Genomic DNA, 11,928 nt, shown 5'->3' on the forward strand with positions numbered 1-11,928 from the left:
CGTAATGGGCGTCGGCACTCGCCGAACATTCACCCCACTGATCTCACGAACGGCCGGTTCAGGCCGCGTGGAAAGGCAGAACGTCATGCGCGCAGTCCGCTATCACGAGTACGGCGGTGTGGAGACCCTCGTGGTCGAGGAGGTGCCGGACCCACATCCCGGGCCCGGCGAGATCCGCATCCGCGTCGCGGCGGCCGGCGTCAATCCCGTGGACTGGAAGGTGCGTTCCGGTGCGGTGCGCGAGGCGCTCCCCGTGGACCTGCCCGCGATTCCTGGGCGTGACGCCGTCGGCGTGGTCGACGAGACCGGTGAGGGCGTGCAGGGGGTGAGCATCGGCGACCGTTTCTTCGGGCTGGGCGGCGTCACCGGCGCGACAGCGGAGCTGGCCGTGCTCTCGGCCTGGGCCCACGCCCCCACCACGTGGACCGACGAGGAGGCCGCCGGCGCCGGTCTGGCATCCGTGACCGCGATGGGCGGGCTGAAGGCGCTCGGTCCCCTGCGGGGGCGCACCCTTCTCATCGAGGGCGCCGCCGGAGGCGTGGGCAGTGCCGCGGTCGAGATCGCGGTGGCTCAGGGCGCCACCGTGATCGGGACGGCCAGCGAGCGCAACCACGAGTTCCTCACCTCCCTCGGAGCCGTTCCCACCACTTACGGCACCGGCCTCTCGGAGCGCCTCGCCACCCTGGCTCCGGACGGTGTCGACATCGCGCTCGACACCGCGGCCTCCGGGTCCCTGGCCGATCTCATCGCGATCGTGGGCGACCCTGCTCGCGTGTCGACGATCGCCGACTACGCCAATGCGCAGCGCCTGGGTGTGCATCTGGCCAACGCGGAGAACGACTCCACGCTCCTCGCCGAAGCTGGCGAACTCGGGCGGCAAGGCCGCTACACACCGCGCATCGAGCGGACGTACCCCATGGAACGGATCGCGGAAGCGCACGCGTACGCCGAGCGCGGACACACGCGGGGAAAGATCGTGGTCCTCATCTGAGCTTGTCCCACTGTTCAGGGCTTCCCGCGGCTTCGGGCGCGGGAAGCCCGCGCCTCCGGATCACCGGCGGGGGAACCGGGCCGGGCCCTATCGTTCCGTACGACCGGGCGTGCGCTGCCGGGCCACGGGCGCGGGCACCAGACCTCGACGGGATGACGGTATCCACGCGGGCAGCGAGCAACCGGAGCACAGCGTGACCGACACGTTGGGTGACTGCTCGCGATTCCACCACCAGTCCCGAGGTCGAACTCATCGGGGCTGCTGCCGGCCTGTCGGCTCAGCCATTCCATCGTTTACGTTCGAACGCGGCCGGTCCGGTCACCAGGGTGTTGGGTGGCACGTCCTTCGTGACGACGGCTCCGGCACCCACCACCGCACCACGTCCGATCGTGACACCGGGGAGAACCGTGACCGCCGAACCGAGCCACACGTCGGCCTCGATCGTGATGGGCGCCCGGGTGATGAACTCGCTCCGCTCGGACGCCGGGAGCGGATGATCCGAGGAGATGAGGCTGGTCTTCGGGCCGATCAGGACACCGTCGCCGAGACGGATGCCGCCCTGGTCCAGGAAGGTGCAGCCCTGATTGACGAAGACGTGCTCGCCGAATTCGATGCCGAGCCCGTGGTCGGTGTAGAAGGGCGGATAAACGGTGACGGAGCCCGGCACCGGCCTGCCGACGATCTCGGACAACAGGGCCGCACGCGTGGCCTTGTCGTCGAAGGGGAGGACGTTGAGCCGCGACGTAAGCGTGGTCACGTGCTCGATGCGCTCGGCCACTTGCGCGAACTCGGGAGTGCGGACGTAGAGGCGGTCTTGATCAGGCATGGGGTTTCCTCACGAGGGGGCGCTCGGGCCGGAGCCGTTGGCGTGGAGTGATACCGCCGGATATGACGGCTGATCAACCACAGGTTGACCGGACTCATGAAAGCCACCAGGTGGCACTGGAATCAAACAACGATCAGGACGGGAACGATCAACGGTTGGTTGTCCGCCTAGGATGAGCGGCATGGACGTCTCTGCCGTGCGCACCTTCGTCGCCGTCGTCGACGCGGGGCAGTTCCAGGAGGCCGCCACCGACCTCTCGATCACTCCGCAGGCGGTGTCCAAACGCATTGCCGCATTGGAAAAGGAACTCGGCGTCCAGCTCTTCACCCGCGACGCGCGCGGAGCGCGGCCCACCATCGACGGGCAGGCCTTCCTGCCCCACGCCCGCGGGTTCCTCCAGGCCGCCGAGCAGGCCGTCGCCTCAGTGCGGCCAGGCAGCCGGGCGTTGCGCGTCGACGTGATCGGCCGCCAGCTCTCGCTCGCAGGTCTGCTACGCGGCTTCCACCGGGCCCACCCCGAAACCGACCTGGACGTCGTGACACTGTTCGACTCCGACACGGCCATCGCCGCCGTCCGGGACGGAACCATCGACGCGACGTTCCGTGCCGTGACCATGCCCGGCCGGCAGCTCCCCCGCGGAGTGGAAGCCACTCCCGTCTTCGACGAACCGCTGCACCTGTTCACCGGACCGGGGCACGAGTTCGCGAACGCCCCCGCGATCACTCCCGCCCAGCTCGCCGGCCGCCGGATCTGGATGCCCGGCAACCTGCCCGGCACCGAGTGGGCCGCCTACTACGAGGAGCTCGCGGCCACCTTCGGCGTCATCATCGACTCAATCGGCCCGGACTTCGGAATCGAGCCCCTGCTCGACACCATCGCCAACTCCACGACACTGGCCACCTTCGTCAGCGAACAGACCCCACTCGTCTGGCCCGTCGGCCACGACCTGCGCCGCATCCCCGTCAAAGACCCAACCCCGCTCTACCCACACTCACTGATCTGGCGCACCGACAACCCGCACCCCTCCCTGGCCACCCTGCGTCGCCACCTCACCTCCGCCCGTCCTGCCCGACCCAACAACGGCATCTGGGCACCGAAATGGAGCCGGCCCGAGCAGCCGGAGGACATCAGCAGCTCGCGCGCAATCTCTCGCCCGGGTATGTCGACGACCGGGAACGTACGGTCTGAACATCGGGCACCGGTGACCGAGCCGGGCGAGGAGCCCCGCCTGCGGGTCGACCAACTCCCCTGACAGCAGGCGGGGTTCGGCACTGTCGGCCGACGCTGTTCGCCTCGTGGCGGCCGCTTGGTGCCTGCCCGGTTCCTGGAGATGCGTGGCAGATCCACGCGAGCCTCACCACGGCCGAGGTTCATCGCCCAGGACGGCCGGGAGTTCCCGCTGCCGAGACGCTCCGACGTGGACCTTCGCAGACGCGCATGGGCGCGGTGGCGATGCGGCAAGTGGCAGGTGACAAGGGCCTGGTACCAAAAGATCACCGTGCATAGGGTTCCCCCATGGGCGACGAAATCATGACCACGGTCGGTAGAGAGTTCTACTCGTTCGACGGCCGAATACTGGAGATCTTCGGCCGTGACCACACTATCCGCTTCCACATACGGCACATGTACGTACGCGTCACCGGCCCCGACCGGAAGGGGAAGCGGATTGTGGAGATCGGGCATGGTCGGCCGGAATACTCTGGCGGGTGCCACATCTGGAGGTACACGGCCCCGGAATGGGAGCAGGCCCGTGGCCTGGCCGCGCTGCTGGAAGCGGTACAGGCGGCCATCGACTCCACCTCGGGGCAAGGGCCCGTGTGACCCGAGCCGCCTGCCGAGACGAACCGCTCCCCCGCCGGAACGAGCTGCTGGAGGCCGCCTACGCCTACGTGCTGCGCGGCGGCCTGGGTGAGCTGTCCCTGCGCCCGCTCGAGGGGCTCGTCGCCGTGCGGCACCCGGACCGCATCGGGACCCGGAGCGTGCTCTCGATGCTGTTCAGCGGAGTTCGAACACCCCCCGGTCCACGCGCACATGCAGGTCTTCGTAGTCGAACGTGAGCGGGTCCATGGCGGACTCCAGTTCACGTCGGCCGTCGGGCGTCACAGCAGCGCCACCCCGACGACGACCGCCGCCACTCCGAGGAGCAGTGCCACGGTGCCGCAGGTGATGTCGAGTGCGCCGGAACGGTCTTCGGACGCGAGGTTCGCGGTGAAGACGGCTGGGTCGTCGGGGTCGTAGTGGATCGTGACGTCGCGGCCACGGGAGTTCGTGGGGTCGGGCAACTCGTCGGCGCAGTAGGCGGTGACGGTCGTGCCCTCGTGGGTGGTGAAGGCGATGACCGGCGTGTGGCTGGTGAAGGTGCCGCCCTCGCTGTCGGTGCCGGTGTCCGTAAGCACGGCAATGACGCGGCCCGGAACGGGGGGTTGGGAGGTCAGCGCGTCGGTACGGCGGCGTACCGCGCGTGCGTTCGGCGGCATGTACCACACGCCGGACAGGGTCCAGGGCACACCGAAGCCGATCAGGGCCCATGACCAGCTCCAGTCGATCGCTGCGAAGACCACCAGTCCGACGTAGATCAGGAAGAGCGCGAAGTTCGGCCACCCGAGGCCGCGTCGGCCTGCCGAGAGGTCGCCGGTAAAGAACTGGTAGGCGTGCGGTCTTCCGCGCGGGTAGCGGACCCCGATCTCCCGGCCCGTCCAGGCCGCTGTGATTCTCTCCCCGTGGTCGCGGTCGTTCGTCACGGTGAACTCCTCGCCGCTGGAGGGGTCCTGGAAGGAGACGACCGCGTGTATCCCGTCGCGTTGCGAGCTTCCGTGCCTGGGTTCGCGGACCTGCTCGATCCGCCCCATGACCCGGACCGCCCGCTGGGCCGCGGTCACTCCGGCCAGCGACCGGGCGTAGCCGACCAGTGCGACGGTGCCGAACACCACGCACCACAGCGCCAGATATGCCTGCGGACTCATACGGTTTCCCTTTTCTTCCTTCTCCTCGGTGATATGCGGCCGGCGCGGTATCCGTCAGTGCGCCGGGGTGCGCCGGACCACCTTGCCGTCCCCGTCCGCCTCCAGCGAGGCCGCTCCCCCGGTTCCCGTCACACTGACCCTGACGGTGAGGGAGCCGGTGAGGCGTTCGACGGTGAGCTGCCAGGTCTGCGGGGTACCGACGCCCAGGCTGCTCCGCGCCTTTTCGACGAGGGCGGGGAAGCGGTCGTAGGGCAGGGAGTCCGGGTCGAACGTCGGGGCCTGCGAGCCGGTGGACGCGTACACGACCGACAGCAGCCGGTCCTGTACGACGACGGTGAGTGCCGCGTGCGCGTCCGTGCCCTTGGAGAGTGAGCCGATGGCCTTGCGCAGCTCGCCCTTGTCGAGGAAGGACTGGTACGGGCCGAGGGTGACCGTGCCGGAGACCGACGACACCGCCGCGGTCGACGAGGAGGAAGCGGAGGCCGACGGCTGGGTGGAGGACGGCGGCTGTGCGGAGGAGTCCTCGTCGAACAGGTCGGTGCGGAACAGCAGGACCACACCGGCCGCGGCGAGCAGCAGCGCGAGCAGCGTGACGAAGCCGACGGCACAGCCCTCGGCGGGCTCGCTCACCAGGACCGGCCCCGGCGCCGAGTCGAGGCGGGCGCCGGCCGCCCGCTCCTCCCACTGCGGCGTCGGCCGCTTCACGATCCTCACCTGCCACGGCCTGTCCGGCGGATAGTGGACCACGATGACGCCGCCCGGCCGGTAGTCGGGCAGGTCCGCGAGGTTGATGTCCTGTGTGAACGCGACGCGGTAGGCCGGGAGGTTGTCCGGCGCGACCGTCAGCTCGAACCGCCTCGCCACGTCGCTGGTGGCCTCGCCTTCAACGGCCTCCACGCTCTCGACCACCGCGAGCGCCGTACAGGGGGCGATCGCCGCCTCCCGGGCGCGTCTCGGCGCACCGGAGAGGAAGAAGAGCAGGCCGTAGACCGCTGGCAGCGCCAGTCCGGTGACGAACAGCGGCACGCTCTCGATGATGGCGCCGACGACGAGCGCCGCCAGTGACGCCCCGATCACACCGCCTGTCAGGAGTCCCCGGGCGAGGTCGAGGGGCGTGTTCCGCGCGGGGGGCGCGGCACCCGTGGTGATCGTCATGGGGGTGATTGGGCCGGGTTCGGGTGACGGCCGGTAGATCTCCACGTGTCTGCCTCCGGGGGGGGTGGGAACGGCCCCACGCGAGGAGCGGGCGGACCCGGCGCCGGTGTCCGGGCCCGGTGCGCGAGCGGGGGCCGCGCGGGCCTTATTTGAGGCCCGAGTGGGCCAGGCCCTCGACGAACTGGCGCTGGGCGATGACGAAGACGATCAGGACCGGCAGCACGGTCATGGTGGCGGCGGCCAGTTGGGTGTTCCACATCTCGGCCCCGTAGGAGTCGGTGAACCGGGTGAGGGCCTGCGGCAGCGTGAACAGCTCCGGCGAGGTGAGGTAGACGGTGGGTTCCAGGTAGAGGTTCCACGAGGTGAGGAAGGTCAGGATCGCGACCGCGGACATGGCCGGTTTGGCCAGTGGGAGGCAGATCCGCCACCAGATCGCGGGACGGCCGAGACCGTCCAGCCGGCCCGCCTCTTCCAGTTCGGCCGGAAGGGCGACGAAGAACTGCCGCATGATGAAGGTGGCCAGGACGCACGGTCCGGCCAGTGCGGTGACCAGGATCAGCGGCCAGTGCGTGTTGATCATCCCCGCTTGTTTGAACATCTGGAACAGCGGCACGATCGTCACCTCGCTGGGCACCAGCAGGCCGACCAGCACCACCAGGAACAGGGCGTTCGCGCCGGGGAAGCGGATCCGGGCGAACGCGTATCCCGCGAGGCTGGAGACCAGCAGGGTGATCAGGGTGACCAGGACGGCGAGGTAGACGCTGTTCAGGTACTGCCGGGCGAACGGCTGGAAACTGAACGCCTCGCTGTACGCGGACAGGGTCGGGTCGCTGGTCCACAGGGACGGCGAGGATTCGAAGATCTCGGGCAGCGGCTTCACCGAGGCCGCCACCATCCAGACGGTCGGTACCACGAACGGGATCGCCAGGACGGCGAGCGCGGTCAGCAGGGCCACCCGCCTGAGGACGGTTGAACGTGGCTTACTCCTCATGGAACACCCACTTACGGCGCAACTGCCACTGCACCAGCGTCAGCAGCATGACGAAGGACAGCAGCATCAGGGCCAGCGTCGAGCCGTAGCCGATGTGGTTGAACTCGAATGCTTGCTGGAAGACGTAGTAGACGAGCACGGTGGTGCTCAGCTCCGGGCCACCGCTGGTCAGTACGGCGATCTGCGCGAACGACTGCAATGCTCCGACGACGGTGATGATCGCGGTCAGCAGCACCGTGGGGGAGATGAGCGGCAGGGTGATCCGGGTGAAGATCACCCTGCTCCCCGCGCCGTCGAGCCGGGCGGCTTCGTACAGTTGTGTCGGCACACCCTGCAAGGCGGCCAGGAAGAGCACCATGTTGACGCCGACGCTGCGGACCACCTGGGTGACGATCACCGACACCATCGCGGTGTCGCCGCGCTGGAGCCAGTTCGGGCCGTCGATGCCGACCGCACCGAGAACCCCGTTGATACCGCCGTTGTCCTGGAGCAGGAAACCCCAGACCAGGGTCCAGGCGACCACGGAGACGACGACCGGGGAGAAGAACAGGGTGCGGAAGAAGGTCGCGCCGCGGAACCGTCGGTTCAGCAGTACGGCGAGCAGCAGGCCCAGGCCGATGTTCAAGACCACGACCCCGCCGCAGAAGACGGCGGTCGCCCGCAGTGCCGACGGGAGTTGCGGATCGTCGGCCAGGGCCTTGTAGTTGTCGAGTCCGACGAAAATCTGCTCGCCGGAGAAGACGTTCCAGTCGTTGAGGCTGTACCAGATCGCCAGGCCGACCGGGATCAGCACGAACAGCACGACCCCGACGAGCTGCGGCGTGATGAACAGGTAGCCCGCGAGTACGTCTCGGCGCCGGGTCGTCCAGAACGGCGCTGTGGAGGTGTTCCGGACCGTGGCCGGCGTCCGGGAGGTGTCCGGTGCCCTCGTGCGGGTCTTCGTGAGGCCGGCCATGGTCACTTGGCCAGGATCGGCTGGATCGCGGAGCAGACCGACTTCAGGACGGCGGGGATGTCCGCGTCGGCCTTCCACATCGCGTCCAGCGCGGTCTTGCCCTTCTGGGCGATCTCGGCCGGGTTGGTGTGGTTGGGCAGGGTGACGGCGTTCGGCAGCTGGTCGACCACGGCCTCCTGGAGCTGCGTGGCGGTCAGGTCCTTGTTGTCGGCGGCGAGCTTCTCGCCGGTGAGCATCGACTTGCGCGGCGGCGGGAAGAACCGTGCCAGCTTCTCGGAGTTCGCCGGATTCGTCAGGTAGGCGAGGAAGTAGGCGGCCTGGGCCTGGTGCTTGCCCGCGGCGAGGACACCCACGCCGGCCTGGCCGATGACGGAGTACTCGCCGGCCGGGCCCGTCGGCAGTGGGTGCAGCGCGTACGTGAACGTGTCGGTGAGCAGCGAGGCACGGGAGACCTGGGCCACGGTGAAGGCGGCGTCACCGGCGAAGAAGTCGGCCGTCGTACCGGGGCCGGGCATGGCCTGGGTCTTGAACACGGCGTCGTGCAGGAAGGTGAACGCCTTCTGCATCTGGGGGCTGGTGAAGGTGCAGGTCTTGCCGTCCTCGCTCCAGGCGGACGCGCCGAAGCCGGTCCACACCGTGGCCAGCATGTTCCACGACTTGTAGTCGAAGTCCCGGACGACGAATCCGGCCTTGCCGGTGTCTGCGTGGACGGCCGCGCCGGCGGCGGCGACCTGGTCCCAGGTCAGGTTCTTCGGGTCGATCCTCTGGCCGGCCTTCGCCAGCAGGTCGGTGTTGACGTACAGCGCGAACGGCGAGGTGGAGAACGGGTAGGCGTACAGCGTACCGTCCCGGCTGAACTCCTTGGTCGCGCTGGCCTCCAGGTCGTCGTACTGCCAGCCGGGGGTCGCCTTCAGCTTGTCGGTCAGGCCGACCAGCGCGTCGGAGGCCATCAGGTCCCGCGACAGGTCGCCCATCCAGGCCAGGTCGGGCGCGTTGCCGCCGGCGATCTGGGTGGTGAGGGTGGTGTTGTAGTCCTCGAAGGGCAGGCTCTCGAAGGTGATCGAGGAGACCTCGGGGTGCTTGGCCCGGTACGCGTCGGCGATCGAGTCGAACAGCTTGAGCTGGTCCTGGTTCGAGGTCCAGACCGTCATGCGCAGCTTGACGTTCTTGGCATCGGAAACCCCGGACCCGCCGGGGGAAGAGCCGCAGGCCGCCGTCAGTGTCAGGGCCGTGGTCAGCGCGAGAGCGCCGACCAGCTTTCTTGTTCTGTTCATGGTGTGCGTCTTTCGTGGTCTCGGCGCACGCTCGCGCCTGCGGGTTGGGGTTAATAGCCGGCGATCCGCGGCCAGTGGAGTTCGATCCCGGCCGCGGTCAACCTGCCCTGGAGTCGGCCGACGAGGTGGTCGTCGGTCGCGATCTGCCGTGGGCTCAGGCCGAGTTCGAGGCAGTACGCGACCAACTCCCCGGCCGATTCGCCCACGTTCCACTCGACCGGATGCAGCCGGTAGGCACCGTTGGTGATGTGGGTGGTGCCGATGTTCTTGGCGGCCGGCACCAGGTTCTGGGTGGCCACCGGGACCAGCGCGCCGAGCGGTATCTCGAACGGGGCGCACTCAACGTCGATGTAGTTGTCGCCTCCCGTGGAGGGATGCAGGTCGATCCGGTACATCCCGACGCCGACCGAGCCGTCGAACCGGGCCGGTCCGGCGTCCCCGCGGGCCTTGACCGAGATGTCCTGCTCGCGCACGGTAGTGAGGGCCCTGATCCGGCGGGACTCGCGGATGTACGGGGCCTGCGCGAAACCGTCGGCGGTGCCGACCAGGTCACCGCGCAGCCGCAGTCCGGGCCAGCCTCGGCCGCCGTCCGGGCGGGGCGCCTCGGTCTGCAGCCAGTACACGTAGGCACGGGACTGTGCCTTCGCCGCGTCCAGGTGGAGCTGGCGGTCGTCGGTGTCGATGATCGAGCCGCCCACGTAGTCCAGTTGCGGCCAGTTGGCCAGCACGATGTCACTGTCGTAGAAGCCGTCGGTGAAGTTCTGCCGGGCGGCGATCCGCCGGAACTGCCACAGATCCTGGTCGCCGGCGTCGAACCGGGGGTCCCCGGTGGCGTCGGCGGCCGGGTTGACGTTCATGGTCCGGTCCTCCGGCACGAGGGTGCGGGGGTTCGGCGCGGTGAAGGACAGCATCGGCGCGCCCCAGAAGGGCAGTTCGAACGAGCGCCAGTAGTCGTAGTCGTCCGGCCGGGCGGTGGTGTGGTCGCCAGCGACGTGATCGAAGACGAAGCACCACGCGATCGACTGCACGTTGCCCGGATCGGCCACCTCGGGAGCGCTCGGCTCACCGGTGTCGGACCGCGCCTCGGCGCCGACGACGCACTCGGTCCCGGTCAGCGGTAGCAGGTCGCCGGTCTCGGTCCCGTCCAGGACGTACTCGGCGGTGATCACGGTCTCCGCTCCGGTCCGCAGGTCCGCGACAGTGACGGAACGGACCACCGCGTCGCGCACCTCGGCCTCGACGGGCACCGCGGGCTGCAGGACGGTGAGCCGCCCGGTCGACCGGTACGGCGCCAGCAGGGAGGTGATCACCGCGTCGGCCACCCGCGGTTCGTGGCACAGCCTGCTCACCCGGCCACGGCCCGGGTTGAGTTCCCGGTCGGCGCGGGCGGCGGCCGTCAGCGGGTAGTGCTCGCGGTAGTAGCGGCGGATGTCCTCCCGCAACGCCCGGTAGCGCGCGGTGACGCCGAACTGCTCCACCCAGATGTGCTCGTCGGGCGGAACGGCCTGCGAGGTGAGCTGCCCGCCGAGCCAGGCGTACTCCTCGGTCATCACCACACGGCGGCCACGCTCCAGCAGTGCCAGTGCGGCGGCGACGGAGCCGAGCCCGCCGCCGATGACCGCCACCTCGGCCGTGATCCTGCCGGTCATGACGGCGACTGCGTCCGCGCGACGATCGTGTCCCCCGGCTCGACCTCGGCGACCAGCAGCCTCTCGCGGTCCAGACCAGCCCACTCCTGCGGGTCCGTGCTGATCAGGAGGTGGAGGAGATCGAGGGCCTCTGCCGCCAGCTGTTGTCTGGGGACGTGGAAGCCGGCCAGCATCCGGCCGTCCACCCGATGGCCGCGCACCTCTCCGAGGGCGGCGACCGAGACCTCGTCCGGCACGGCGACCCCGGCGCCGGACAGCGCGTGCGTGACGTCCTCCGCCAGGAACGCGTCCTCCGCGATGATCAGGGTGGTTCCGGTCGCCCGCGCCAGCCGGGGCAGGTCGGCGACTCTCTCCTCGCCGACCAGCAGGAAAGCCAGCCTGCCCGCTGCCGAGGCGCCCTCGACGGCATCGCGCCGGTCCCGCGCGGTGGGTGTGTCACGGCCTCGGTGGACATACAGCGCCTGCTGGTGCCCGCTGGCCGCCGCCTGATCGAGCAGCGCGGTGGTCGGCGTGGTGTAGTCGATCGCCACGTACGGCACCGAGGCGGCGGTCTCGTCCCGGCGACCGATCGCGACGAACGGGAACTGTTCCGCGACCAGCCGCTCCAGCTCGGAGGCGACCATCTGCTGGCCGAGCAGCACGCAGCCGTCGGTCAGCCGCAGCCGGGTCTTGCGGTGGAAAAGGCTCCGCGTGCCGTTCTCGACCGGTGAGGAGGTGAAGAACAGCAGGTCCCACCCGATCTGCTCGGCGGCCCGCTCGATCCCGTTCAGCAGCGGACCGTAGAAGTCCATGCTCTCGGGGGAGAGCGCGGCCTCGTAGGTGAAGACGCCGATGATCTGGTTGTCCAGGCCGGCCAGCCGGCGGGCCGCGGGGTCGGCGACGTAGGCGAGTTGCTCCATGGCCTGCTTGACCCGCGCCCGGGTGGCCTCGGGGACCCGCACGTTCGAGCCGTCGCGGTCGTTCAGCACCACCGACACGGTGGTCTGACTGACGCCCGCCAGCTCCGCGATCTCGCGTTGCGTGACACGGCGAGGTCTCGACGACATCTTTCCTCCAGCAGTGATAATGCCTATCTTCATCTCTGGATGATGACCGTATTCCACGAGAGGTTATCTAGGCAAGAA

11 protein-coding genes are annotated in these 11,928 nt (G+C 69.2%); 3 read left to right on the forward strand and 8 right to left on the reverse strand.

Annotated elements, in window-relative coordinates; all coding sequences use genetic code 11:
- The first annotated feature begins 85 nt into the window (after positions 1–85).
- On the forward strand, positions 86–991 hold the full coding sequence (locus ACFRKB_RS27160; protein ID WP_383109088.1) for an NADP-dependent oxidoreductase: 906 nt from the start codon (positions 86–88) through the stop codon (positions 989–991).
- A 277-nt stretch (positions 992–1,268) separates the two neighbouring features.
- Here the strand turns inward: ACFRKB_RS27160 and ACFRKB_RS27165 are convergent, their stop codons facing one another.
- Positions 1,269–1,817, reverse strand: a complete 549-nt coding sequence (locus ACFRKB_RS27165; RefSeq protein ID WP_383109090.1) for a DapH/DapD/GlmU-related protein — start codon at positions 1,815–1,817, stop codon at positions 1,269–1,271.
- A gap of 181 nt (positions 1,818–1,998) precedes the next feature.
- Between ACFRKB_RS27165 and ACFRKB_RS27170 the strand changes: the two genes are divergently transcribed.
- Together ACFRKB_RS27170 and ACFRKB_RS27175 are read left to right on the forward strand one after the other, a co-directional pair.
- Complete coding sequence (locus ACFRKB_RS27170; protein WP_383109091.1) at positions 1,999–3,069, forward strand: LysR family transcriptional regulator; 1,071 nt, start codon at positions 1,999–2,001, stop codon at positions 3,067–3,069.
- Positions 3,070–3,332: 263 nt separating this feature from the next.
- Complete coding sequence (locus ACFRKB_RS27175; protein ID WP_383109092.1) at positions 3,333–3,638, forward strand: hypothetical protein; 306 nt, start codon at positions 3,333–3,335, stop codon at positions 3,636–3,638.
- Between the two features lie 278 nt (positions 3,639–3,916).
- Here the strand turns inward: ACFRKB_RS27175 and ACFRKB_RS27180 are convergent, their stop codons facing one another.
- From ACFRKB_RS27180 to ACFRKB_RS27210, 7 genes are all read right to left on the reverse strand, one after another.
- Positions 3,917–4,780: a DUF3592 domain-containing protein gene (locus ACFRKB_RS27180; protein WP_383109093.1), complete on the reverse strand. Its 864-nt coding sequence runs from the start codon at positions 4,778–4,780 to the stop codon at positions 3,917–3,919.
- A gap of 54 nt (positions 4,781–4,834) precedes the next feature.
- On the reverse strand, positions 4,835–5,935 hold the full coding sequence (locus tag ACFRKB_RS27185) for a hypothetical protein (RefSeq protein ID WP_383109095.1): 1,101 nt from the start codon (positions 5,933–5,935) through the stop codon (positions 4,835–4,837).
- 145 nt (positions 5,936–6,080) lie between these two features.
- Positions 6,081–6,926, reverse strand: a complete 846-nt coding sequence (locus ACFRKB_RS27190; RefSeq protein ID WP_383109096.1) for a carbohydrate ABC transporter permease — start codon at positions 6,924–6,926, stop codon at positions 6,081–6,083.
- Positions 6,916–7,881, reverse strand: a complete 966-nt coding sequence (locus ACFRKB_RS27195) for a carbohydrate ABC transporter permease (RefSeq protein ID WP_383109169.1) — start codon at positions 7,879–7,881, stop codon at positions 6,916–6,918. Before ACFRKB_RS27195 ends, ACFRKB_RS27190 begins: the two co-directional genes overlap by 11 nt.
- Positions 7,882–7,883: 2 nt before the next feature.
- Positions 7,884–9,155: an ABC transporter substrate-binding protein gene (locus tag ACFRKB_RS27200; protein ID WP_383109097.1), complete on the reverse strand. Its 1,272-nt coding sequence runs from the start codon at positions 9,153–9,155 to the stop codon at positions 7,884–7,886.
- Between the two features lie 50 nt (positions 9,156–9,205).
- Positions 9,206–10,804 carry an FAD-dependent oxidoreductase gene (locus ACFRKB_RS27205; RefSeq protein WP_383109099.1) on the reverse strand — a complete coding sequence of 533 codons (1,599 nt, stop codon included), beginning with the start codon at positions 10,802–10,804 and terminating at the stop codon, positions 9,206–9,208.
- Positions 10,801–11,850, reverse strand: coding sequence for a LacI family DNA-binding transcriptional regulator (locus ACFRKB_RS27210; RefSeq protein WP_383109100.1), 1,050 nt, complete (start codon positions 11,848–11,850; stop codon positions 10,801–10,803). The genes ACFRKB_RS27205 and ACFRKB_RS27210 overlap by 4 nt, the downstream gene beginning before the upstream one ends.
- Between the last annotated feature and the right edge of the window lie 78 nt (positions 11,851–11,928).

The organism is Streptomyces scopuliridis (genome assembly GCF_042790125.1).
GTDB classification, from domain to species: Bacteria; Actinomycetota; Actinomycetes; order Streptomycetales; family Streptomycetaceae; genus Streptomyces; species Streptomyces scopuliridis_A.